The organism is Streptomyces sp. NPDC031426 (genome assembly GCF_055581585.1).
This window is the reverse complement of sequence record NZ_JBVIJE010000011.1, coordinates 160,682-182,313: the sequence shown is the minus strand read 5'-3', so window position 1 is coordinate 182,313 and position 21,632 is coordinate 160,682. Positions and strand designations below refer to the sequence as shown.

The following is a 21,632-nucleotide window of genomic DNA, read 5'->3' as shown; positions in this document are numbered from 1 at the left end:
CTTCAGTTACGAGAGCCCCTGCCGAGCCTGGCGGAACTGACCTGCGGGTTTGCCCCGCAGGAATTACTTGGCCTTCTCGAGGATCTCGACGACGCGCCAGCGCTTCGTCGCGGACAGCGGCCGGGTCTCCATGAGGAGGACGCGGTCGCCGACGCCCGCGGCGTTCTGCTCGTCGTGCGCCTTGAGCTTGTTGGTACGGCGGATGACCTTGCCGTACAGCGCGTGCTTGACGCGGTCCTCGACGGCGACGACGACGGTCTTGTCCATCTTGTCGCTGACGACGAGACCCTCACGGGTCTTGCGGAAACCGCGCGCCTCGGTGTTCTGCTCAGTCACGTTCTTCTCGCTCATCAGGCGTTCTCCACCGTCTCGATGCCGAGCTCACGCTCACGCATGAGGGTGTAGATCCGGGCGATGTCCTTGCGGACCGCCTTGAGACGGCCATGGTTCTCGAGCTGACCCGTCGCCGCCTGGAAGCGGAGGTTGAACAGCTCTTCCTTGGCCTCGCGGAGCTTCGCCAGAAGCTCCTCGTTGCCCAGCTCGCGCAGCTCGGACGCCTTGGTACCGGCCGACATCACGCTTCACCTGCCTCGCGCTTGACGATCCGGCACTTCATCGGCAGCTTGTGGGCCGCACGGGTCAGCGCCTCACGGGCGATCTTCTCGTTGGGGTACGACAGCTCGAACATCACGCGTCCGGGCTTGACGTTGGCGATCCACCACTCCGGGGAACCCTTACCGGAACCCATGCGGGTCTCGGCAGGCTTCTTGGTGAGGGGACGGTCCGGGTAGATGTTGATCCAGACCTTGCCACCACGCTTGATGTGACGCGTCATGGCGATACGAGCGGCCTCGATCTGACGGTTCGTCACATACGCCGGGGTGAGCGCCTGGATGCCGTACTCGCCGAACGCAACCGTCGTGCCACCCTTGGCAGCGCCGCTGCGCTTCGGGTGGTGCTGCTTGCGGTGCTTGACCCTACGGGGGATCAGCATGTCGGTCAGGCCTCCGTTCCGGTGCTCTCAGCCGGAGCGGCGGGGGCCTCGGCCTTGGGGGCCTCGGCGCCGGCAGCCTGCTGCGGCTTGCGACCGCGCCGCTCGCCACCGCGGCCACCACGGGCCGGGCGGTCGGCGCCACCGCGGGCCGGGCGGTTACCCGCACGGGCGGCAGCGTTCTCGGCACGGACCTCGGCGATGTTCTTGACGTCGCCCTTGTAGATCCAGACCTTCACACCGATGCGGCCGAAGGTCGTCTTGGCCTCGAAGAAGCCGTAGTCCACGTTCGCGCGGAGCGTGTGCAGGGGCACACGGCCCTCGCGGTAGAACTCCGAGCGGGACATCTCGGCGCCGCCGAGACGGCCACCGCACTGGATCTTGATGCCCTTGGCGCCGGCCTTCATCGCCGACTGCATGCTCTTGCGCATGGCACGGCGGAAGGAGACGCGGGAGGACAGCTGCTCGGCGACGGCCTGGGCCACCAGCTGAGCGTCCGTCTCCGGGTTCTTGACCTCGAGGATGTTCAGCTGGACCTGCTTGCCGGTCAGCTTCTCCAGGTCACCGCGGATGCGGTCGGCCTCGGCGCCGCGGCGGCCGATGACGATGCCCGGGCGAGCGGTGTGGATGTCCACACGGACGCGGTCACGGGTGCGCTCGATCTCCACCTTCGAGATACCGGCGCGCTCCATGCCGGACGTCATCATCCGACGGATGGCGACGTCTTCCTTGACGTAGTCCTTGTACAGCTTGTCGGCGTACCACCGGGACTTGAAGTCCGTGGTGACACCGAGCCGGAACCCATGCGGGTTAACCTTCTGGCCCATTACCGGGTTCCTTCCTTGCTGCTGACGACCACGGTGATGTGGCTGGTCCGCTTGCGGATCCGGTAGGCACGGCCCTGGGCACGCGGACGGAACCGCTTCAGGGTCGGGCCCTCGTCGACGAAGGCCTCGGAAACGAAGAGGCTGTCGACATCGGTGTGGTCGTAGTTGTGCGCGGCGTTGGCAATGGCGCTGTCGAGCACCTTGCCGACCGGTACCGAGGCTGCCTGCGGAGCGAATCGCAGAACAGCCTGGGCCTCCGTGGCGTCCATGCCACGGATGAGGTCCACCACACGGCGGGCCTTCATGGGCGTGACGCGGATGTACCGCGCCTGGGCCCTGGCTTCCATGGTTGTCCCTTCAGAGTTACTTACGTGTCTGAATGCGATCCGCTACTAGCGGCGCTTCGACTTCCGGTCTTCCTTGACGTGGCCCCGGAAGGTGCGGGTCGGCGAGAACTCGCCGAGCTTGTGGCCGACCATCGACTCGGTGACGAACACCGGGATGTGGGTCTTGCCGTTGTGCACCGCGATCGTGTGGCCGAGCATGGCCGGGACGATCATCGAGCGACGGGACCAGGTCTTGATGACGTTCTTGGTACCGGCTTCGTTCTGGACGTCCACCTTCTTGATCAGGTGGTCGTCGACGAAGGGTCCCTTCTTCAAGCTACGAGGCATCTCAACCCGTCCTTAGCGCTTCTTGTTCGTCTTGCGGCGGCGGACGATGTACTTGTTCGACGCCTTCTTGGGCGAACGAGTACGGCCTTCCTTCTTGCCCCACGGGGACACAGGGTGGCGACCACCGGAGGTCCGGCCCTCACCACCACCGTGCGGGTGGTCAACCGGGTTCATCACGACACCACGGACGGTCGGGCGGACGCCCAGCCACCGCTTACGGCCGGCCTTACCCCAGTTGATGTTGCTCTGCTCGGCGTTGCCGACCTCGCCGACGGTGGCGCGGCAGCGGACGTCGACCAGGCGGATCTCACCGGACGGCATGCGCAGGTGGGCCATGGAGCCCTCCTTCGCGAGCAGCTGCACGGAGGCACCGGCCGAGCGGGCGAACTTGGCGCCGCCGCCCGGACGCAGCTCGATGGCGTGCAGGGTCGTACCGACCGGGATGTTACGCAGGGCGAGGTTGTTGCCCGGCTTGATGTCGGCCCCGGGACCGTTCTCGACGCGGTCGCCCTGGCTGAGGCCACGCGGCGCGAGGATGTAGCGCTTCTCGCCGTCCGCGTAGTGCAGGAGCGCGATGCGCGCGGTGCGGTTGGGGTCGTACTCGATGTGCGCGACCTTCGCCGGCACGCCGTCCTTGTCGTGACGACGGAAGTCGATCACGCGGTAGGCGCGCTTGTGTCCGCCACCCTGGTGGCGAACGGTCACACGACCGGCGTTGTTACGGCCGCCCTTGCTGTGCAGGGGGCGGACCAGCGACTTCTCCGGCGTGGACCGCGTGACCTCGACGAAGTCGGCAACGCTGGCGCCACGACGGCCCGGCGTAGTCGGCTTGTACTTGCGGATTCCCATTTCTCAGTCCTCGTCCGATATCGGACGATCCGACCCGCTTACGCGGTCGGACCGCCGAAGATGTCGATACGGTCGCCCTCGGCGAGGGTCACGATCGCGCGCTTGGTGCCCGCGCGCTGGCCGAAGCCGGTGCGGGTCCGCTTGCGCTTGCCCTGGCGGTTGATCGTGTTGACCCCGGTGACCTTGACGTCGAAGACCGCCTGGACGGCCTGCTTGATCTGGGTCTTGTTGGCGTTCGGGTCGACGATGAACGTGTACTTGTTCTCGTCGAGGAGCGCGTAGCTCTTCTCCGAGACGACCGGCTTCAGCAGGACGTCACGGGGGTCCGTGTACGACTTGCTCAGCGGGGTCTCGACGGTGTTCTTGCCCTCGGCGGCGTGACGGCGCGCCTTGGCGACGCGCGCGGCCTTGGCGGCCTTGGCGGCCTTCGAGGCGATAGCGGGGTGACGGATGGCCATCAGACCTCGCTCCCTTCGGTGTCGTTGGCCTTCGGGCCGGCGACGAAGGACTCGAAAGCGGCCTGGGTGAAGACCACGTCGTCCGAGACGAGAACGTCGTACGTGTTCAGCTGGCCCGGCTCCAGGATGTGGACCTGGGGCAGGTTGCGGGCGGACAGCCACGCGGCCTCGTCGGCGCGGTCGACGACCAGGAGCAGGTTCTTGCGCTCCGAGATCTTGCCGAACAGCGACTTGGCGGCCTTGGTGCTGGGGGTCTCGCCCTCGACCACGCCGGAGACGACGTGGATGCGGTTGTGACGCGCCCGGTCGGTGAGGGCACCGCGCAGGGCGGCGGCCTTCATCTTCTTCGGGGTGCGCTGCGAGTAGTCGCGCGGCACGGGACCGTGCACGACGCCACCACCGGCGAACTGCGGCGCGCGGGTCGAACCCTGGCGGGCGCGACCGGTGCCCTTCTGGCGGTACGGCTTCTTGCCACCACCACGGACTTCGCCACGGGTCTTGGTCTTGTGCGTGCCCTGACGGGCAGCGGCCAGCTGCGCGACGACGACCTGGTGGATCAGCGGAACGCTGACCTTGGCGTCGAAGATCTCCGCGGGGAGCTCGACGGAACCGGCCTTCTCGCCCGCCGGCGAAAGGATGTCAACAGTGCTCATCGGTTACCTCAGGCCCCCTTGGCCGCGGTGCGGACCAGGACGAGGCCGCCGTTCGGACCGGGAACCGCGCCCTTGATGAGCAGCAGACCCTTCTCCGCGTCAACGGCGTGGACGGTCAGGTTCTGGGTGGTGACCCGCTCGTTGCCCATGCGACCCGCCATGCGGAGGCCCTTGAACACGCGGCCCGGGGTGGCGCAGCCACCGATGGAACCGGGAGAGCGGTGCTTGCGCTGGGTGCCGTGTCCGGCGCCGAGGCCACGGAAGTTGTGGCGCTTCATGACACCGGCGAAGCCCTTGCCCTTGCTCTTGCCGGTCACGTCGACCTTCACACCGGCCTCGAACACCTCAGCGGTGATCTCCTGGCCGAGCGTGTACTCGGAGGCGTCCGCGGTGCGGATCTCGACGAGGTGACGACGGGGGGTGACGTCGGCCTTGGCGAAGTGGCCCTTGAGGGGCTTGTTCACCTTGCGCGGGTCGATCTCGCCGAAGGCGATCTGGACCGACTCGTAGCCGTCGACGTCGTTCGTACGAACCTGGGTGACGACGTTGGGGCCGGCCTTGACGACGGTGACCGGAACAACACGGTTGTTCTCGTCCCACACCTGCGTCATGCCGAGCTTCTCGCCCAGGATGCCCTTGATCTGCTTAGCCATTCTCAGCCCACCAGCCTCAGAGCTTGATCTCGATGTCGACACCGGCCGGCAGGTCGAGTCGCATCAGAGAGTCAACGGTCTTGGGGGTCGGGTCGAGAATGTCGATCAGGCGCTTGTGCGTGCGCATCTCGAAGTGCTCGCGCGAGTCCTTGTACTTGTGCGGCGACTTGATGACGCAGTACACGTTCTTCTCAGTGGGCAGCGGCACCGGGCCCGCGACCGACGCACCAGTGCGGGTCACCGTCTCGACGATCTTCTTCGCCGAGGAGTCGATGACCTCGTGGTCGTAGGCCTTGAGCCGGATGCGGATCTTCTGTCCCGCCATGGCTACTCAGTAGTCCTGTCTCTCTTACGCTCTGGAACCCGGCGGATTCCTTACTGCTGCCGTCGTTTCTCCGACCCACGCGGTCGGGCGTGTCGCGCTCCCGCTGACATGGATGTCCCTTGTTCGAACATCCCTGCGGGAATGCGCACGGCCCTTCCGGAACCGCGGACCGGGGACCTCGGGCCCACCGGGCGCCTGGCCGGTGCCGCGCCCACACTTCCCGGAAGATTCCCGTACGTCCGCCCCAGTGCTGCCCGTGGGCAGTTAGGACGACGAGTACTGTGGGACTCGCTTCCGGTCCTCCCGGCGGGAGGCGCGCAGCATCAACACTCGACCGAGCAACTCGGACAGTCTGCCATATGGGGCGGGGTGGATGCCAATCGGGCCCGAGAGAATACCCCCGGGGTGACGTAGGTCAAACCGGCGGACCGGGCGGGGCGGGGAGTGAAGGTCTTGTGGACACCTTCGAGATGTGCGCCACTGCCGTGAGGTGCGGCTGGCAACGGAGATCATTCCTGTGTCAGCGTTTGTCGTATGACTGACTTGGGGGACGGCGAGCAGGCGCCGGTTCGACGCTCACGTCTTGCCGAATACGCGGACATGGCCGGTCCCGCACAGCACCAGGGTTCCCCAGCGGCCTCCGCCACGCGGACGACTGCCGGGGCATCGGCCCACCCGGCACACGCCAGGCAGGACGAGGCCGCACCGCTGCCCGTCCCGCCCGAGACTGCCCAGGCAGAGGCCGACGCCCGGCGGAGCCGGTTCACCGAGGAGCTCGCGACGTTCCGGGACACGGCCGTACTGGTCCCTGTCCAGGACCAGGGCTGGCTGACCGTTGATTTCGGCGGGGTCCGCTGGATCCTGGCGTTCTCCGACGAGCCGGCGCTCGCACGCTACGCGCTGGCCCGGGGCGAGGGCGACGAGGAGTGGACGTACGAGACGGTGCTCGGGGCCCGGCTTCTCGGCACGGCCGTCCCGGAGGCGGGGGTGCCCTGCGGTGTCGCGCTGGACGCGGCCGACGGCGGGGAACGTGCGGTGCTGTTCCCGCCGGTCTCAGGGATCGTTCCGGACGCATACGCGGTCAACAAGGGATACGTGGGTGACGGGTCCATGACCGGCCCGACGGAGGAGGAGCGATGAACGGGGGCGCGGGAGCGCAGGCAGGCGGAGCGGACCTCGCGACCGGCGGCCTTGACGAGATCGCGCAGGGGCTCACCCTGGCCCTGGGCGAGCTGAAGGATCTCGGCATGGTCGGCATGGCGGGTGCCGGGCGGGGCTTCAGCCAACTGGAACTGTCCGGCCTCGAACTGGGCGACGAGACCCTCACGGGCACCTTCCACTCGTTCTGTGAGCGCTGGGAGTGGGGCGTGCGCTCACTGATCAACGAAGGCAACGCCCTGGCCGTGAAGACGGGCATGTCGGCCGGGACGTACTACGAGACCGACCAGTACGTCGGAGGCACGATGAAGATCGGGCTGAACTCGCTGATCGGCAATCCGCACGCGTCGGAGGACGAGGTCACCAAGGAGGGCTGGGGAGAGATCGCCACCCAGGACCTGCACCCCGACTACAGCAAGCAGTCCTTCGAGCGGGCCTACGACAACAGTCTCCAGGGCTGGAAGGACGCCGGCCGGGACGTGATGACGTCCCACATCACCGGCATGCCGGGAATCAACCCCGCGGACATGCACGGCGCCTTCGGCGTGTCGGACTCGCAGTACAACAAGTTCCTCGACGACACCTTCGGCTCCTCGCCCGAGGAGCGGGCCCGCATGCAGCAGGGCGGGAGTGAAGGCTGATGGGCGTCCTGGGGGACATCGGTCACGGCCTGGAAGACGGCACCAACTGGGCCCTCGGCAAAGGCGAGAAGCTTGCCGACGACACCAAGAAGGTGGTCGGCGCCGGCATCGACTACGGCGCTCACAAGATCGGCGAAGGCCTCGACGCGGCCGGCTATCACGGCGCGGCCCGGAAAGTGGAGGACTGGGGCGACGAGATCGCCTCCGACCTCGGCGCCACCCCTGGTGAGCAGCAACTGGGCGAGAGTGACGACCCCAAGGACCTGGTCCACGGCGACCACGGCAGGATCGTGGCGACCGCCAAGCACCTGAAGGACTTCTTCACCGCCTTCGAGAAGGTCAGCGCCGGTCTGAAGAGGGTGGACTCCACGGGCTGGAAGGGCGAGGGTGGCGATGCCTTCCGCAAGAAGTTCGGCGTGCACCCCGCGAAGTGGCTGCAGGCGGCCGACGCCTGCGGGGACGCCTCGGACGCACTGACGGCCTACGCGGAGACCGTGAAGTGGGCGCAGATTCAGGCCAAGGAGGCCATCGCGCTGTACAAGCGCGGCAAGGAGTCCTCCGAGTCGGCCATCAGCGCATACAACAAGCGCATCGACGCCTACAACGCGAAGATCAAGGCGAACGAGGACCCGGGCCCCGAGTCCGAGCCGTTCCACGACCCCGGCAAGGCCGACATCGAGGCGGCCCGGCAGAAGCTCGGCGAAGCACGCAAACAGCGCAACACCGCCGCCGCCACCGCCAACGGCAGGATCAAGGCGGCCCTGGCCCATGCCCCCGCCGAGCCGCCGCCGCTGGACCGCCTCGGCGACGACTTCACGGACGGCGCGCAAGCCGCCAACACGGAGCTGCTGCACGTCGCCGGCGGCGTGATCAAGGGCGCTGCCGGCCTGGTCAACTTCGTACGCGGCCTCGACCCGATGGACCCGTACAACCTGACCCACCCGGCCGAGTACCTGCAGGGCGTCTCCATGACGCTCTCCGGCCTGGTGTCGACGGCGGCGCATCCCGAACGGGCGCTCAAGGCAGCCGTGGACGGCTTCGAGAAGGACCCTTCCGAGTTCGTGGGCCGGCTGCTCCCGCAGTTGGTCGGCACGGACGGCGCCGGCCTCGCGGCCGGTGGGCTGCGCACGGCCGTGGAGGACGGCGCGGAGGTCACGGCCGCGAACATGGCCAAGGGGGGCCTGGAACACGCGGGAGAGGATGCCGCCGCAGGCAGCAAGTGGAGTCATTTGGCGCAGTCCACGGACCACGTATCGGAAAAGGCGATTCACTATGACTCAGTGGACCCGAAGGTCGCCCAGGAATTCCTTGACGATCAGTACCCGTGGTTGAAGGACATCAATAACCGCTGGGAGGACGGGTACACCCAGAACTGTGCGCACACCACGGTCACAGTGAACCACCGATTGGACGGCATCGAGGCCAGCGCGGCGCGCAGGGAGGGCCCTGGCCACCTCCCGCTCGAGCCCCTCGGAGTCAAAGATCCGGCGACCGCTTGGCACAAGGTGGACAGTTACGATGACATCATCCGCGACCTCCACGCGCGAGGCGAGGGTGCCAGGAGTGCTGTCTTCATCGGTCGAGGAGATTCCGGGCATTTCTTCAATGCAGTGAACACGCCACACGGAGTGGTTTTCCTTGACGGTCAAAGCGGAACGCTGGGCCTACTGGAGAAAGACGCGAAGGAAATCATGCACGTACCGTACGGCAAGGGGGCTCCATAAATGATCAGCCGAAACGACGCGGTGGATTCCGCCGCTGCACTTCTCAAGACGGTGTATCCCGAGAAGGCGGACTCCATCGTCCTGTTTCCGGAGAACAGCGTCGACCACCCCTACGGCTGGCTGATTCACTTCGACTTCAAAGAGCACATCGAGACCCAGGACTGGCTGCAGTCCCCCATCACCAGTGTCGTTGTCGTTCCGCACGATGGGGGAAAGGCCCACTTTCCGCCGAGCATCATTCCCGTGGACGACTACATGAGCCGACGGGCTTCCGGCGACTGGCCGCCTAGGGAGTTCCCGCGATGAGCGCTGCACAGCGAGCGGCCACGTGGCTGAACGGCACCTACGGAGGGCTCGTCGAACTCTCCGCTCCCCAGCCCGTGCATGAGACTGCCACCGCCTGGATGTTCGCCTGCCGTGCCCTGGCACAGCCCGGTTACCCCAGCACCCCGATGCTCGCGTCCTCTGTCGTCGTCCCCAAGGACGGCGGTTCCCTGTTCCACCCTGCGCCGAGTTCCCCGCTCGCGGATCTGGAGCCCGCGCTACCAGAGGAAGCGGCACAACGCGTCGAGGGCCAGCCGCGCAGGATCAACGCACGCGGCTGTCTGATCGCCCTCCACTCCGCGATCAATGGCGCGCCGTCCGTTCCCCTGCCCTGGCGCCCGTCCGACGAGGCCCCAGGCTGGTGGGCCCGGCTCGGGCGCCGCTACTTCCCAGCATTCGAGCGCGTCGACGTGAGTGACTGGGATGACGTGATCAAGGCGGTAGGTGAGCCGGGACCCGACACCCGCGGGGTGATCTGGGTGCGTCGCGAGATCGGCGGCCAGGAGGCCACCGGGAACCTGCTGTACGCGCACAACAACAAGGGCCAGGTCGTGCTCCTGGATGGCCTGACTTCATCGCTGGCTCGGCTGGACACGGCCCCACTGCTGCGCGAACTGGTCTTCCTGCGGGCGTTGCCCGGGGCGTCCGCGAGTCGGCGTGCTCCCTGGCAGCTATCGGCACCCGACTTCGCCTCAGCGGTCGCCAAGGCCCGGCTCTGGCTCGACGACGCCTACCGGGGACAGGTGGACCTGGACAGGCCGACCGCGCAGGACGAGACGCAGCGCGGCTGGGTGTTCTCGTGCAACAGCAGGCGTTTTCTGGGTGCCGGACAGTGGCAGGACGCCATGCTCGACGCCACGGTCGTCGTACCGAAGGACGACACCGCGCCCTTCGGCCTTCCGAACTCGGCCCCCTGGGCCTGGCTGGCGCGCTGGGACGCCGGCGAGGATCCGGGCACGGCGAACCTGCCCACACCACCCGCTCCAGGGCATGCGGCATGGTACGAGCCGACGCTCGCCCAGCTCGGCCAGGTGTTGTCCGTGTCGGAGCATCCGGACTGGCAGACGACGCTGGACGCGCTCTCGGCGCTGCCGGTCGGGGCCCGCGCCCTGGTCTGGGTCCGCCGCACGGACGGCCGCGGCCGCGAGGCCGTGGGCTGGCTGGTGAATGCGGTGCGCCTGGAGGACGGCGTCATGGTCATCGACGGTTCGTCGGACGAGCCGGTGTCCTTCGATCCGACAGGGGTCCATCGTCTGCATGTGATCCGCTACCGATGATCCCACTGATCCCTCGGCCGAGTTCACGGCACAGCCGATTGGGGCAGTCGCGGAGAGCGGGATTGGATCTTGGGGTGAGCGGGGCAGCGGCCTAGCGTTCCTGTCATGACGGTTCCCGCCCCGACCGATAAGACGGACCGCGACCGGCAGTATTTGCCGGACGGGACCGTGGCACCTGCCCCACCACACCCCCACCTGATCGGCCTCCTCGCGACCGCCTGTGGCCTGATCGCCGCCTGCCTCTACTACTGCCAGCCCCTGCTCCCCCGGATCGCCGCCTCGTACGGCGCCTCCCCGTCCGCGACCGGACCGCTGGTCACCACCACCCAGGCCGGTTACACCCTGGGCCTGCTGCTGATCGTGCCGCTCGGCGACATCGTGGCGCGCCGCCGCCTGGTCGGGATCCTGCTCGGTACGGCCGGTGCCGGAATGCTCCTCTCGGGGGCGGCCCCCGCGCTGTGGGTGTTGCTGACCGGCGGCCTGGCAGTGGGCGCCGGGGCGGTCGTCGTGCAGATCCTCATCCCGTACGCCGCCTCCGTCGTGCCCGCCGACCAGCGCGGCCGGGCGATGGGCACCCTGCTCACCGGCGTCCTGCTCGGCATCCTGTTCTCCCGCACGGCGGCCGGGCTGGTCGGCGGCGCGTTCGGCTGGCGGACGGTGTTCCTGGTCGCGGCCGGGACACTGGCGGCAGTGGCCCTGCTTCTCGTACGGCTGCTGCCACCGTCCCCACCTGACGTGTCCATCGGCTACGGCGCCCAGCTCGCCGCCACCCTCCGGCTCGCCGCCGCCGAGCCGGTGCTGCGCCGCCGCTCGCTGATCGGAGCGTGCTGCTTCGCGGCGTTCAGCGTCTTCTGGGTGACCTCGGCGTTCCTGCTGGCGGGCCCGCACTACGGCTGGGGCTCGTCCTCGATCGGACTGTTCGCGCTGGTCGGCGCGGCGGGCGCGATCGCCGCCAAGGCGACCGGCCGGCTGATCGACACCGGCCGCCAGGCTGTGGCCACTGGTGTGCTGCTCGTCCTGGGCGTGATCGCGTTCGCGGCGACTTGGCCGGGCGGCCGCAGCCTGGCCTGGCTGGTGGCGGGGGCCCTGGTGATGGACGCCGTGGTCCATGCCGTCCACCTGCTCAACATGAGCGTCGTCTACGACCTCCCGGACCACCCCCGGGCCCGGATCGCGTCCGTCTACATGACGTCGTACTACCTCGGCGGCGCGGCGGGCTCCGCCCTCGGCGTCACCGCGTACCGGTTCGGCGGGTGGGGAGCGGTCCCGGTGACAGGGGCGGCGCTGCTGGGGCTGGGCCTGGTGGTGTGGGCCGTCAGCGTTCGGCGGCGTACGTGACGAAGGCGGTCCAGGTGGTGGGGGTGACGGCGAGCCGGGGGCCTTCGGCGTTCTTGGAGTCGCGGATGTGGATGGTGGTGGGGGTGGAGGCGACCTCGATGCAGTCGTTGCCGTTGCTGCTGTCGCTGTAGCTGCTTTTGAACCAGTGGAGTTCCGGGGTGCTCATAGTTCTCCCAGCGTTTGCTCGATGAAGACCAGAGACTCCTCTGGCGTGAGCGCCTGAGCCCGGATGATGCCATAGCGCAGGTCGAGGACGCGGAGCTGCCTCGGGTTCGAGACCGGGCGGCCCGAGAAGTCACCGTCGGTACGGCCCATCCCCGTGCCGTCCGCGAACTTCAGCACTTGGATGCGGCCCCCGGTTCCTGGGTGGTTCGCGCGGGTGGTCGGCATGACCTGAAGCTCCACGAACGGCAACTTGGCCACCTCCAGCATGTGTTCGAGCTGTCGGCGCAACACCATTGTGTCCCCGACCGGGCGGCGCAGTGTCACCTCTTCCTGGACAAAGCTGAACTCGGGTGCGGGCGACCGCTCGAAGACGGACTTCCGGGCGATGCGCGCGGCCACCATGCGCTCCAGCTGGTCCGGTGTGTAGGCCGGACGCCAGGTACGAAGCAGCGCTCGTGCGTACTCCTCCGTCTGCAGCAGGCCATGGATGTTGTGGTGGCTGTACATCAGCATCTCCACCGCCCGCCCCTCCAACTCCGCCAGCTCCCGCACCTTCTTCGGATAGCGAGCCTTCCGCATGTCCTCCATGAAGGCCCTCAGATGCCCCTGCGCCTTCAGGATCTGGTCCGCCCTGTCCAGCAACTCCGGCCGCGGAATCCGCGCCCCGCGCTCGATCTTGCGGACCATGTCCTCGCCGTAGCCCAGGGTCTCGGCCAGCTCGGCCACGCTCAGCCCGGCCGCCTCCCGGCACACCTTGAGCAGGCGCCCCACCGCCTGCACCACCGGCTCGATCTCGTCCCCCGGCTCGACGTCCCAGCCCGCCTCATCCACACCCTCGCCCATGACACCTCCTCCGACGCGCACCACTACTCGTACAACGCCCGAGACAGCCGAGACAGCCGAGACAAAGCCGGGACAGTCACCGTACGTGCAGGCGTTGTCACTCATTGACGGAAGCACACTCGGCCACGCTGAGTGACATGAATCAAGAAACCGCAGAGACCGCCGAGCCCAGAGCCGAACTCACCAGCCCCATCCCGAACTTCACGGTCCTCCTGTCCGCCACGCGTCGCGGTGCCCGCCTCGCGCGCCTCCTGGCCACCGAGCAACTCCGCAGCTGGGGACTCCCGTTGGACGCGGCGCAGCACATCGTGGCCGAGCTTGCGGCCAACGCCGCGACCCACGGCAGGGTGCCGGGACGGAACTTCCGGCTCACGCTCTACGTCGTTGGAGACACGCTCCGCATCGAGGTGACCGACACACGCGGTGACCGCCTGCCCAGGCTCCAATCCCCGTCCGCGGAGGGCGACTCGGGCCGGGGGCTGGTTCTCGTGGACGCGCTGGCCGACCGCTGGGGCGTCTCGATGGGCCGGGCTCCGCGCAAGACCGTATGGGCCGAGGTCACTCTCCCCACACCGGAACCCGGGGCCTCGTGCTCCGGTGCCACGGGCGGCCTTTCCCAGAGAAGAAAAAAGAGGTGAAGAGGACCCCACCAAGCCCCACCCCACCCACCCACGGCGCAAACTCACCCGCGTGGGTGAACATCGCCAACTCGGGTGGATTTGCAGCCCGTTGTCTGCCTTACGCTCGGCGCAACACAACCCAGACATGCGACGGCCCTCGCCGGGACTGGCATCCCAGTGCGAGGGCCTGACCACCGAGGAAGGTCACTCTTCCTGATGGATACCCGGCACCCTAGCGCGCCGTCACCGGCCCGGTCCGGCATTGCGGCCAACAAGCACCCGAACCGGCGTCCCCCGTCCACGCCGCACGCCGGCGGGCTCATCCACGAGCACACCCGCCACACCACCCGCTTCACAGTGATCGGCAACCATCTGGCTCAGCACCCGGAGCTGTCCGGGCCCGCCATCGGGCTCGGTGTGTGCACATCCAGTCGCTGCCACCCGGCGCCCGCGTCGACATCAAGACCCTCGCCGCCCGCTTCCCCGAGGGAGCCACCCGTATCGCCGTCGCCCTGCGCGAGCTGGAGCCCCACGGCTACCTACGCCGCGAACGCGCCCGCATCCCCGCCCCGAGCCCGGAGATCTCTGCCGGGACTGCCGTGCCACGGCCGAAAGCCCCACAGACTCCCGGCCCGGCTCCGGCCCCAGCCATTCCCCCACCCACTGACCAGGAAGACAGCACAGCATGTCCGCGCTCCCGTACCACAGTCGTCCCGGACGACTACCCTGGCCAGTGCACTCCCGGGAGGACTCCATGAGCACGCAGGCCGACCACGGGCACGAGCTGGTTCCCCGCCCCGAACAGACTCCGGACGCTTTGCGGGCCGCCCTCGCCGTCGTCGACCCCGGGCGCCTGCCAGAGATGCAGCGGACGAAGGACGAGGCATTCGCCAAGGCCGTGGAGTGGCAGTCACTCAGCCCGGTGCGGAGCTGGGTCCTGGCCTGGGCCAGGGACATCGAGATCGCCCGCCGCCCGGACCTCGCAGCCCGCCATGCCCGAGCCAGAAACGACCTGGAACATGAAGACCCGGCCGTCGCCGGTGCGGCCCTGCGGGAGCTGAGCGCTGTCCTGGACGAGGCGATGAAGGCAGTACGCGATTGAGCTGGACCTGAGAGTACGCCTTCGCAGCGGAGGCAGCCGCCCGTCACCTCCCACCCGCCTTCCCGGTGGAACGCAAGGCCGCAGAGCTGGTCAGAGCCGCTGAGGCGCTGTACGTGCACGACCGAGCCCACTCCGGTCACGACCCGAAGGGCGGAGACGTCGTCGTTCCCGGCGGGATGTTCACGTACCAGATCGTCGTACGCGGCGAGCGCGTCTACGTCCTGCAAATCACCTACCTGGGCCGGTGAGCCGACATCGGGCCGCTCTCGTTGAAGAGGCCGTTCGCGCAGCCAAGCCGAAAACAAGAGAACCCCTGCTCATGAAGCAGGGGTTCCGCTCGCCGCGACACGCTAGGGCAGCGGCCCGGCCGGGGGCCACGGGGCGGGCCCGGAAGGCGGTGGACCCCACTGCGGCGCCGGGGCCCACACGGCGGCGAGTCGTCGGCGGTGGCGGCCGCGCCGAACGCCGGTGACGACGGCGATGGCCACGGTCGCGGCGACCGCGGCGAGGAAGCAGCCGATGGCCGCCGCGATGCCGCCGATCGTGGCCCCCACCTTGGGCTTGTCTCCGAGCGCGAACTCTGCCGGCAACTCCGACGTACAGGTCAGCGTGTAGTCGCCGGTGCTGTCGGGCTTCACCTCGAAGACGCGGTCCCAGGTGCGGGAACCGGCGGTGATGCGGAAAGTGCTGCGCGGCTGGGTCATCGACCCGGACCGCATATCCGGGATCCGGCAGTCGACATGGCCCGGCCCGGACTGGGAGACGTAGATCGCCTTGGTCTTCCCCTGGACGAAGCCGAACGTCCGCGAGTCGCCGCTGGAGAAGCTGTGGGCGGTGTCGATCAAGCCCACGGTGTCCTTCACGGTCACCACGATGAAGGCGACGCCGGCACCAGCCAGGACGAGCCCCAGCAGTCCGGCCACCACGTACCAGATGCGCCGGGGCCGCAGGTCCTTCGCCGGGATGTTCGGCGGCGGAGGCGGCGGGCCGCCGTAAGGAGGGCCCCACGGATACGGGTTCTGTATCGCCACAGTGGCGCATGGTACGGCAATCGCCGCGGCCGGCCCCGTCCGGCCCATGTTCGTTCCGAGACCTCTGACCCCTTGTAAACGGTATGGAAAATGTGTGAATACTGTATGACTGCCCCTGCGGACGGCCTGTACCCGACCAGTCGGCGGCTCTCACCCATGCCACAAAGCAGGAGAACTGCGTGAAGATCTCGTTCCTCATCCACAATGTGTATGGCCTGGGTGGGACAAACCGGACGACGATCAATCTCGCCTCGGCCCTGGCAGAGCGCCATGAGGTGGAGATCGTGTCGGTGTTCCAGAGCATCGACACCCCGCTGTTCGCCATGGACCCGCGGATCAAGCTGACCAGCCTCATCGACACGCGCGAGGTCCCAGAGAAGGACCGGTCCGTACCGGCCCGGGTCTTCCCCGCCGCCGAGGCCCGCTACCACCAGTACAGCACCGTGACGGACGAGCGGGCCGCCGCGCACTTCCGCCGGAACAGCCCCGATGTGCTGATCGGGACGCGCCCCGGCCTGAACGTGTATGTCGCGCGCTTCGGCGGCGAGCAGACGCTGCGCATCGGCCAGGAGCACATCACGCTCGCATCGCACTCGGAGGCCCTGCGTGGGGACCTGAAGAAGGCCTATGCACGCCTGAACGGATTCGTCACGGTCTCCGAGGCCGATGCGGCCAACTACCGCAGTGACATGGCCATTCCGGGACTGCCGATCGTCTCCATACCCAACAGCGTCCCCGCGCCGTCGGTGTCCCCGGCCGACCCCGCCGCCAAGACGGTCGTCGCCGCGGGGCGGCTCGCGGTCATCAAGCGGTACGACCTGCTCGTGCAGGCCTTCGCGAAGGTCGCCGCCAAGCACCCCGACTGGCGCCTGCGGATCTACGGCGACGGCGGCCAGCGCGGGAAGCTGCGCTCCCTGATCAATGACCTCGGTCTGTACGACCGGGTCCATCTGATGGGACTCGCCTCGCCGATCGAGGCCGAGTGGGTCAAGGGTTCGATCGCCGCGGTGACCTCGGACAGCGAGTCCTTCGGCATGACCATCGTGGAAGCGATGCGCTGCGGAGTCCCGGTCGTGAGCACCGACTGCCCGCTCGGCCCGCGGGAGATCATCCGCGACGGCGAGGACGGCCTGCTGGTCAGGCCGGGAGACGTCGACTCCATCGCCGAGGGCCTGCTGCGGCTGATCGACGACGACAGCGCTCGGGCCGTGATGGGTGCCGCGGCCCGCCGCAACGCCGAGCGCTTCGACCCCGCCGCGATCGCGGTGCGCTACGAGGAGCTGTTCCGTGAACTCGGTGCCGGCCGCTCCACCGCCGCGCCCGTCCGCACCTCGCTGTGGGGCCGTCTGCGCAGCCGCGCCGACCGGGTGGCAGCGCAGCAGGCGCCCGTGTCGCCGGCACCGGCTCCGATGAGCGGGTCCGTCCAGACCGACGCGGACGGCTCGCTGCGCGTGGTGACGGCGCCCACCGCGCCGGTCGACGAGGGCGAGCTGCTGCTGATCAGGCGCGGCGGCGAGGACCGTACGACCCTGCGCGTGCCGCTCGTCCGCGACGCCGGCGGCCGGCTCTCGGCTCCCGTCGAGCGCACGCTGCCCCTGGGCAACGCGGTGTGGGACCTGTGGATCGCTCCGGCGAAGGGGCCGCGCAAGCGGCTGCGCAGCGAGCTGCTCGACCTGCGGGGCCTGATGGACTTCCGGCCCGAGCCGCAGCTCTCCCCGGTGCGGGCACTGCTGCCGTACGCGACCGTGGACGGGTTCGTCGCGCTGAGCACCCGTGAGGCCGACGTGCACGCCGAGGTGCAGGGCATCGACATCGACGGCGGCGAGATCGGCGTGACGGTGCGTCTGTTCGGGACCGACGCCGACGCCGAGGGTGTTGAGTTGCGGCACCGCGGCCGCGCCGACGCCCCGGTCCTGGAGCCGTCCTGGCAACACGACGGGGACGGGCTGCTGCACGTCCGCGTCAGCTGCGCGGACGTCGCCCGGCACCACCACGACGAGCAGGACCTGTGGGACCTGTCGGTCCGCGTTGCAGGCCGGGCCGAACCGGTCCGCGTCGGCGGCTGGTTCGGTGACGTCAAGGACCGCAAGAAGGTGTACGTGTACCCCGTCACGGTGTTCGAGGAGACCCCGCGCGGACGCGCCCGGGTACGGCCGTACTACACGGTCGACAACGACCTGTCCGTCAACGCCGTCGACCTGCCGTAGCGGCCCCGGGCCCCCGCAGGGACGAATACCGAAGCCCTGGCGCCAGGCTGCGGTGTCAGAGGGACCCGTGGAACCGAGCCGCACCGGAGAGGCCGTGCGTGCTGCACCCCGAGACCGTCACCGCGTGCCCGGCCCCGCATGAACTGCGGGGGGAGCCGGCGGCCCCGCCGGGAACGCGAAGAGGCCCGTACGACCGAAGTCGTACGGGCCTCTCCCAGGTCGGAGACCTCAGGTCAGGTGACCCTCAAGCAAGCGGAACCTACTTGACGATCTTGGTGACCTGGCCGGCGCCCACGGTGCGGCCACCCTCGCGGATGGCGAACTTCAGGCCCTCCTCCATGGCGACGGGCTGGATGAGGTCCACCTTCATCTCGGTGTTGTCACCCGGCATGACCATCTCGGTGCCCTCGGGGAGGGTCACCACACCGGTCACGTCCGTCGTACGGAAGTAGAACTGCGGGCGGTAGTTGTTGAAGAACGGCGTGTGGCGGCCACCCTCGTCCTTGGACAGGATGTAGGCCTGGGCCTCGAACTCGGTGTGCGGGGTGACCGAGCCCGGCTTGATGATGACCTGGCCGCGCTCGACGTCCTCGCGCTTGATGCCGCGGAGCAGCAGACCGACGTTCTCACCGGCCTGGCCCTCGTCGAGCAGCTTGCGGAACATCTCGATGCCGGTGACCGTGGTGGAGGTCTTCTCCGGCTTGATGCCGATGATGTCGACGGTCTCGTTGACCTTCAGGACACCACGCTCGATACGGCCGGTGACGACCGTACCGCGACCGGTGATCGTGAAGACGTCCTCGATCGGCATGAGGAACGGCTTGTCGACGTCGCGCTCCGGCTGCGGGATCGACTCGTCGACGGCGGCCATCAGGTTGAGGACGGAGTCCACCCACTCCTTCTCGCCCTCAAGGGCCTTGAGAGCGGAGACCTTGACGACCGGAACGTCGTCGCCGGGGAACTCGTACTCGGAGAGGAGCTCACGGACCTCGAGCTCGACGAGCTCCAGGATCTCCTCGTCGTCCACCATGTCGGCCTTGTTCAGGGCAACGACGATGTACGGAACGCCGACCTGGCGGGCCAGGAGCACGTGCTCCTTGGTCTGCGGCATCGGGCCGTCGGTGGCGGCGACCACGAGGATGGCGCCGTCCATCTGCGCCGCACCCGTGATCATGTTCTTGATGTAGTCCGCGTGACCCGGGCAGTCGACGTGGGCGTAGTGACGCGCCTCGGTCTGGTACTCGACGTGCGCGATGGAGATGGTGATACCGCGCTGACGCTCCTCGGGCGCCTTGTCGATGTTGTCGAACGGGGTGGCCTCGTTCAGGTCCGGGTACGCGTCGTGCAGCACCTTGGTAATGGCGGCCGTGAGGGTCGTCTTACCGTGGTCGATGTGACCGATGGTGCCGATGTTGACGTGCGGCTTAGTCCGCTCGAACTTCGCCTTCGCCACTGGGGTCCTCCTGTGGAGTGGTTCTGTACGCCTTACTTCATCGGCGCCAGGTGATCTTTGCTGTAAAGGCCCGGAACCGGGGGCAAACATCCGGGTTCACGGCTGTTTGCCCCTTGAGGCTCCGGAGTCAAGCCTACGGCGTGTGAACGCGGTGCGTTACTCGCCCTTGGCCTTCGCGATGATCTCCTCGGCGACGTTCCGCGGAACCTCGGCGTAGGAGTCGAACTGCATGGAGTAGCTGGCGCGGCCGGACGTCTTGCTGCGCAGGTCGCCGACGTAACCGAACATCTCCGAAAGGGGCACGAGGCCCTTCACGACGCGGGCACCGGCCCGCTCCTCCATGGCCTGGATCTGGCCACGGCGGGAGTTGATGTCGCCGATGACCTCACCCATGTAGTCCTCGGGCGTGGTGACCTCGACGGCCATCATCGGCTCGAGCAGCACGGGCGAAGCCTTGCGCGCGGCCTCCTTGAAGGCCTGCGAGCCGGCGATCTTGAAGGCAAGCTCGGAGGAGTCGACCTCGTGGTAGGCACCGTCGTGCAGGATCACGCGGACACCGGTCATCTCGTAACCGGCGAGGATGCCGAACTGCATGGCCTCCTGCGCACCGGCGTCGACCGAAGGGATGTACTCCTTCGGGATGCGACCACCGGTCACCTTGTTCACGAACTCGTACGAGGTGTCGCCACCCTCGAGCGGCTCGATGCCGATCTGCACCTTCGCGAACTGACCGGTACCACCGGTCTGCTTCTTGTGGGTGTAGTCGACGCGCTCGACGGCCTTGCGGATCGTCTCGCGGTAGGCCACCTGCGGCTTGCCGACGTTGGCCTCGACCTTGAACTCACGGCGCATACGGTCGACCAGCACCTCGAGGTGCAGCTCGCCCATACCACCGATGATGGTCTGGCCGGTCTCCTCGTCCGAGTGGACCTGGAAGGACGGGTCCTCCTCGGCCAGGCGCTGGATCGCGACGCCCAGCTTCTCCTGGTCACCCTTCGACTTGGGCTCGATGGCGACCTGGATGACCGGCGCCGGGAAGTCCATGGACTCCAGGATGACCGGGTTCTTGTCGTCGGACAGCGTCTCACCGGTGGTGGTCTGCTTCAGGCCCATGACGGCGACGATGTCGCCGGCGCCCACCGACTCGATCTCCTCACGCTTGTTGGCGTGCATGCGGTAGATCTTGCCGATGCGCTCCTTCTTGCCCTTGACGGAGTTCAGCACCTGAGTGCCGGACTCCAGGCGGCCCGAGTAGACCCGGACGAAGGTGAGCTTGCCGAGGTGCGGGTCGCTCATGATCTTGAACGCCAGCGCGGAGAGGGGCTCCTCGTCGGACGGCTTGCGCTTGACGACCTCCTCCGGGTTGTTGACCGCGTGGCCCTCGATGGCCTCGATGTCAACCGGGGAAGGCAGGTAGCGCACGACCGCGTCGAGCAGGGGCTGGACGCCCTTGTTCTTGAACGCGGTGCCGCAGAACACCGGGGTCACGGTGGTGCCGGTGCCCTTGCCGGAGGCGATGGTGATCCGACGGATGGCCGCGTACAGCTGCTCCTCGGTGGGCTCCTGGCCCTCCAGGTACAGCTCCATCAGCTGCTCGTCGTTCTCGGCGACGGCCTCGAGGAGCTTGCCGCGCCATTCCTCGGCCGCCTCGGTGTGCGTGGCCGGGATGTCGACGACGTCGTACATCTCGCCCTTGGTCGCCTCGGCGGACCACACGAGCGCCTTCATGCGGACCAGGTCCACGACGCCCTTGAAGTCGGCCTCGGCACCGATCGGCAGCTGCATCACGATCGGCTGAGCGCCGAGGCGGTCAGAGATCATGTCGACGCAGCGGTGGAACTCGGCACCGGTCCGGTCCAGCTTGTTGACGAAGCAGATACGCGGAACGCCGTAGCGGTCCGCCTGACGCCACACGGTCTCGGACTGCGGCTCAACGCCGGCGACGCCGTCGAACACCGTCACGGCACCGTCGAGCACGCGCAGGGAGCGCTCCACCTCGACGGTGAAGTCGACGTGGCCCGGGGTGTCGATGATGTTGATGGTGTGGTCGACGTTCTCCAGCGGCCAGTGGCAGGTGGTGGCAGCAGAGGTGATCGTGATGCCACGCTCCTGCTCCTGCTCCATCCAGTCCATGGTGGCAGCGCCGTCGTGGACCTCACCGATCTTGTACGAAACGCCGGTGTAGAACAGGATCCGCTCGGTGGTGGTCGTCTTGCCCGCGTCGATGTGGGCCATGATCCCGATGTTGCGGACCCTGGCCAGGTCAAGTGAAGTGGTAGCCATAAGGCTTCAGTCTTCTCTCGGTCTCGATGTGGGTAG

At 68.1% G+C, this 21,632-nt stretch carries 26 protein-coding genes and 1 pseudogene; 11 read left to right on the top strand and 16 right to left on the bottom strand.

Features of this window, described 5'->3' with window-relative positions; genetic code table 11:
- Positions 1-63: 63 nt before the first annotated feature.
- The 11 genes from rpsQ to rpsJ are packed head-to-tail and all read right to left on the bottom strand — an operon-like array spanning position 64 to position 5,430.
- Positions 64-351 carry a 30S ribosomal protein S17 gene (gene rpsQ, locus ACZ5NH_RS24235; RefSeq protein ID WP_055706472.1) on the bottom strand — a complete coding sequence of 96 codons (288 nt, stop codon included), beginning with the start codon at positions 349-351 and terminating at the stop codon, positions 64-66.
- Positions 351-575: a 50S ribosomal protein L29 gene (gene rpmC / locus ACZ5NH_RS24230; protein ID WP_007494763.1), complete on the bottom strand. Its 225-nt coding sequence runs from the start codon at positions 573-575 to the stop codon at positions 351-353. The genes rpsQ and rpmC overlap by 1 nt, the downstream gene beginning before the upstream one ends.
- Complete coding sequence (rplP, locus tag ACZ5NH_RS24225) at positions 575-994, bottom strand: 50S ribosomal protein L16 (protein ID WP_030967307.1); 420 nt, start codon at positions 992-994, stop codon at positions 575-577. The genes rpmC and rplP overlap by 1 nt, the downstream gene beginning before the upstream one ends.
- 5 nt (positions 995-999) lie before the next feature.
- The gene (gene rpsC / locus ACZ5NH_RS24220; RefSeq protein ID WP_055706471.1) at positions 1,000-1,818 is read right to left on the bottom strand and encodes a 30S ribosomal protein S3; all 819 of its coding nucleotides are present in this window, start codon (positions 1,816-1,818) and stop codon (positions 1,000-1,002) included.
- Entirely contained in the window at positions 1,818-2,165 is a 348-nt protein-coding gene (gene rplV / locus ACZ5NH_RS24215; RefSeq protein ID WP_351143382.1) for a 50S ribosomal protein L22, read from the bottom strand. Before rplV ends, rpsC begins: the two co-directional genes overlap by 1 nt.
- Positions 2,166-2,210: 45 nt before the next feature.
- Positions 2,211-2,492, bottom strand: a complete 282-nt coding sequence (gene rpsS / locus ACZ5NH_RS24210; RefSeq protein ID WP_009190133.1) for a 30S ribosomal protein S19 — start codon at positions 2,490-2,492, stop codon at positions 2,211-2,213.
- A gap of 12 nt (positions 2,493-2,504) precedes the next feature.
- Complete coding sequence (gene rplB, locus ACZ5NH_RS24205; protein WP_070026315.1) at positions 2,505-3,341, bottom strand: 50S ribosomal protein L2; 837 nt, start codon at positions 3,339-3,341, stop codon at positions 2,505-2,507.
- A 38-nt stretch (positions 3,342-3,379) separates the two neighbouring features.
- Positions 3,380-3,799, bottom strand: a complete 420-nt coding sequence (rplW, locus tag ACZ5NH_RS24200) for a 50S ribosomal protein L23 (RefSeq protein WP_103812796.1) — start codon at positions 3,797-3,799, stop codon at positions 3,380-3,382.
- Positions 3,799-4,452, bottom strand: a complete 654-nt coding sequence (gene rplD / locus ACZ5NH_RS24195) for a 50S ribosomal protein L4 (protein WP_103812795.1) — start codon at positions 4,450-4,452, stop codon at positions 3,799-3,801. The genes rplW and rplD overlap by 1 nt, the downstream gene beginning before the upstream one ends.
- An 8-nt stretch (positions 4,453-4,460) precedes the next feature.
- Complete coding sequence (gene rplC, locus ACZ5NH_RS24190) at positions 4,461-5,105, bottom strand: 50S ribosomal protein L3 (protein WP_014674369.1); 645 nt, start codon at positions 5,103-5,105, stop codon at positions 4,461-4,463.
- Positions 5,106-5,121: 16 nt separating this feature from the next.
- On the bottom strand, positions 5,122-5,430 hold the full coding sequence (gene rpsJ, locus ACZ5NH_RS24185) for a 30S ribosomal protein S10 (protein ID WP_003948644.1): 309 nt from the start codon (positions 5,428-5,430) through the stop codon (positions 5,122-5,124).
- A 534-nt stretch (positions 5,431-5,964) separates the two neighbouring features.
- On the opposite strand from rpsJ, the gene ACZ5NH_RS24180 reads away from it, so the two are divergent.
- The 6 genes from ACZ5NH_RS24180 (at position 5,965) to ACZ5NH_RS24155 (ending at position 11,892) form a co-directional block, all read left to right on the top strand.
- Complete coding sequence (locus tag ACZ5NH_RS24180; protein ID WP_468777991.1) at positions 5,965-6,570, top strand: hypothetical protein; 606 nt, start codon at positions 5,965-5,967, stop codon at positions 6,568-6,570.
- The gene (locus ACZ5NH_RS24175) at positions 6,567-7,229 is read left to right on the top strand and encodes a hypothetical protein (RefSeq protein ID WP_468777989.1); all 663 of its coding nucleotides are present in this window, start codon (positions 6,567-6,569) and stop codon (positions 7,227-7,229) included. Before ACZ5NH_RS24180 ends, ACZ5NH_RS24175 begins: the two co-directional genes overlap by 4 nt.
- The gene (locus ACZ5NH_RS24170; RefSeq protein ID WP_468777987.1) at positions 7,229-8,953 is read left to right on the top strand and encodes a putative T7SS-secreted protein; all 1,725 of its coding nucleotides are present in this window, start codon (positions 7,229-7,231) and stop codon (positions 8,951-8,953) included. Before ACZ5NH_RS24175 ends, ACZ5NH_RS24170 begins: the two co-directional genes overlap by 1 nt.
- Positions 8,954-9,259 carry a YrhB domain-containing protein gene (locus tag ACZ5NH_RS24165; RefSeq protein ID WP_468777985.1) on the top strand — a complete coding sequence of 102 codons (306 nt, stop codon included), beginning with the start codon at positions 8,954-8,956 and terminating at the stop codon, positions 9,257-9,259.
- Positions 9,256-10,554, top strand: a complete 1,299-nt coding sequence (locus tag ACZ5NH_RS24160; protein ID WP_468777983.1) for a YrhB domain-containing protein — start codon at positions 9,256-9,258, stop codon at positions 10,552-10,554. The genes ACZ5NH_RS24165 and ACZ5NH_RS24160 overlap by 4 nt, the downstream gene beginning before the upstream one ends.
- Positions 10,555-10,659: 105 nt before the next feature.
- Positions 10,660-11,892 (top strand): MFS transporter, encoded by a 1,233-nt coding sequence (locus ACZ5NH_RS24155; protein WP_468777981.1) that lies wholly within the window; start codon positions 10,660-10,662, stop codon positions 11,890-11,892.
- On the opposite strand, the gene ACZ5NH_RS24150 is transcribed toward ACZ5NH_RS24155, so the two are convergent.
- A complete protein-coding gene (locus ACZ5NH_RS24150; protein WP_468777979.1) occupies positions 11,870-12,058 on the bottom strand; it encodes a DUF397 domain-containing protein in 189 nt (62 codons plus the stop codon). The genes ACZ5NH_RS24155 and ACZ5NH_RS24150 overlap by 23 nt on opposite strands.
- Entirely contained in the window at positions 12,055-12,900 is an 846-nt protein-coding gene (locus ACZ5NH_RS24145) for a helix-turn-helix domain-containing protein (protein WP_468777977.1), read from the bottom strand. The genes ACZ5NH_RS24150 and ACZ5NH_RS24145 overlap by 4 nt, the downstream gene beginning before the upstream one ends.
- Positions 12,901-13,037: 137 nt before the next feature.
- Between ACZ5NH_RS24145 and ACZ5NH_RS24140 the strand changes: the two genes are divergently transcribed.
- The 4 genes and pseudogenes from ACZ5NH_RS24140 to ACZ5NH_RS24125 all read left to right on the top strand — a co-directional run bounded on the left by ACZ5NH_RS24140 (position 13,038) and on the right by ACZ5NH_RS24125 (position 14,870).
- Entirely contained in the window at positions 13,038-13,538 is a 501-nt protein-coding gene (locus ACZ5NH_RS24140; RefSeq protein ID WP_468777975.1) for an ATP-binding protein, read from the top strand.
- A gap of 198 nt (positions 13,539-13,736) precedes the next feature.
- A pseudogene (locus tag ACZ5NH_RS24135) lies at positions 13,737-14,182 on the top strand (helix-turn-helix domain-containing protein); the annotation flags it as partial.
- 92 nt (positions 14,183-14,274) lie between these two features.
- Positions 14,275-14,622: a hypothetical protein gene (locus ACZ5NH_RS24130; RefSeq protein WP_451553253.1), complete on the top strand. Its 348-nt coding sequence runs from the start codon at positions 14,275-14,277 to the stop codon at positions 14,620-14,622.
- Between the two features lie 65 nt (positions 14,623-14,687).
- Positions 14,688-14,870 (top strand): hypothetical protein, encoded by a 183-nt coding sequence (locus ACZ5NH_RS24125; RefSeq protein WP_468777972.1) that lies wholly within the window; start codon positions 14,688-14,690, stop codon positions 14,868-14,870.
- Positions 14,871-14,972: 102 nt separating this feature from the next.
- Here ACZ5NH_RS24125 and ACZ5NH_RS24120 read toward each other — a convergent pair whose 3' ends face one another.
- Positions 14,973-15,653, bottom strand: a complete 681-nt coding sequence (locus ACZ5NH_RS24120; RefSeq protein ID WP_468777971.1) for a serine/arginine repetitive matrix protein 2 — start codon at positions 15,651-15,653, stop codon at positions 14,973-14,975.
- 179 nt (positions 15,654-15,832) lie between these two features.
- Between ACZ5NH_RS24120 and ACZ5NH_RS24115 the strand changes: the two genes are divergently transcribed.
- Positions 15,833-17,860, top strand: a complete 2,028-nt coding sequence (locus tag ACZ5NH_RS24115; RefSeq protein WP_468777969.1) for a glycosyltransferase — start codon at positions 15,833-15,835, stop codon at positions 17,858-17,860.
- A gap of 259 nt (positions 17,861-18,119) precedes the next feature.
- Here the strand turns inward: ACZ5NH_RS24115 and tuf are convergent, their stop codons facing one another.
- On the bottom strand, positions 18,120-19,313 hold the full coding sequence (gene tuf, locus ACZ5NH_RS24110; RefSeq protein ID WP_351618223.1) for an elongation factor Tu: 1,194 nt from the start codon (positions 19,311-19,313) through the stop codon (positions 18,120-18,122).
- Between the two features lie 156 nt (positions 19,314-19,469).
- Positions 19,470-21,596, bottom strand: a complete 2,127-nt coding sequence (fusA, locus tag ACZ5NH_RS24105; protein WP_388619585.1) for an elongation factor G — start codon at positions 21,594-21,596, stop codon at positions 19,470-19,472.
- Positions 21,597-21,632 lie beyond the last annotated feature (36 nt).

Bases quoted from the DNA above. Each gene is read 5' to 3' on its own strand.
- rpsQ (WP_055706472.1), bottom strand. From the start codon at position 351: ATGAGCGAGAAGAACGTGACTGAGCAGAACACCGAGGCGCGCGGTTTC.
- rpmC (WP_007494763.1), bottom strand. From the start codon at position 575: ATGTCGGCCGGTACCAAGGCGTCCGAGCTGCGCGAGCTGGGCAACGAG.
- rplP (WP_030967307.1), bottom strand. From the start codon at position 994: ATGCTGATCCCCCGTAGGGTCAAGCACCGCAAGCAGCACCACCCGAAG.
- rpsC (WP_055706471.1), bottom strand. From the start codon at position 1,818: ATGGGCCAGAAGGTTAACCCGCATGGGTTCCGGCTCGGTGTCACCACG.
- rplV (WP_351143382.1), bottom strand. From the start codon at position 2,165: ATGGAAGCCAGGGCCCAGGCGCGGTACATCCGCGTCACGCCCATGAAG.
- rpsS (WP_009190133.1), bottom strand. From the start codon at position 2,492: ATGCCTCGTAGCTTGAAGAAGGGACCCTTCGTCGACGACCACCTGATC.
- rplB (WP_070026315.1), bottom strand. From the start codon at position 3,341: ATGGGAATCCGCAAGTACAAGCCGACTACGCCGGGCCGTCGTGGCGCC.
- rplW (WP_103812796.1), bottom strand. From the start codon at position 3,799: ATGGCCATCCGTCACCCCGCTATCGCCTCGAAGGCCGCCAAGGCCGCC.
- rplD (WP_103812795.1), bottom strand. From the start codon at position 4,452: ATGAGCACTGTTGACATCCTTTCGCCGGCGGGCGAGAAGGCCGGTTCC.
- rplC (WP_014674369.1), bottom strand. From the start codon at position 5,105: ATGGCTAAGCAGATCAAGGGCATCCTGGGCGAGAAGCTCGGCATGACG.
- rpsJ (WP_003948644.1), bottom strand. From the start codon at position 5,430: ATGGCGGGACAGAAGATCCGCATCCGGCTCAAGGCCTACGACCACGAG.
- ACZ5NH_RS24180 (WP_468777991.1), top strand. From the start codon at position 5,965: ATGACTGACTTGGGGGACGGCGAGCAGGCGCCGGTTCGACGCTCACGT.
- ACZ5NH_RS24175 (WP_468777989.1), top strand. From the start codon at position 6,567: ATGAACGGGGGCGCGGGAGCGCAGGCAGGCGGAGCGGACCTCGCGACC.
- ACZ5NH_RS24170 (WP_468777987.1), top strand. From the start codon at position 7,229: ATGGGCGTCCTGGGGGACATCGGTCACGGCCTGGAAGACGGCACCAAC.
- ACZ5NH_RS24165 (WP_468777985.1), top strand. From the start codon at position 8,954: ATGATCAGCCGAAACGACGCGGTGGATTCCGCCGCTGCACTTCTCAAG.
- ACZ5NH_RS24160 (WP_468777983.1), top strand. From the start codon at position 9,256: ATGAGCGCTGCACAGCGAGCGGCCACGTGGCTGAACGGCACCTACGGA.
- ACZ5NH_RS24155 (WP_468777981.1), top strand. From the start codon at position 10,660: ATGACGGTTCCCGCCCCGACCGATAAGACGGACCGCGACCGGCAGTAT.
- ACZ5NH_RS24150 (WP_468777979.1), bottom strand. From the start codon at position 12,058: ATGAGCACCCCGGAACTCCACTGGTTCAAAAGCAGCTACAGCGACAGC.
- ACZ5NH_RS24145 (WP_468777977.1), bottom strand. From the start codon at position 12,900: ATGGGCGAGGGTGTGGATGAGGCGGGCTGGGACGTCGAGCCGGGGGAC.
- ACZ5NH_RS24140 (WP_468777975.1), top strand. From the start codon at position 13,038: ATGAATCAAGAAACCGCAGAGACCGCCGAGCCCAGAGCCGAACTCACC.
- ACZ5NH_RS24130 (WP_451553253.1), top strand. From the start codon at position 14,275: ATGAGCACGCAGGCCGACCACGGGCACGAGCTGGTTCCCCGCCCCGAA.
- fusA (WP_388619585.1), bottom strand. From the start codon at position 21,596: ATGGCTACCACTTCACTTGACCTGGCCAGGGTCCGCAACATCGGGATC.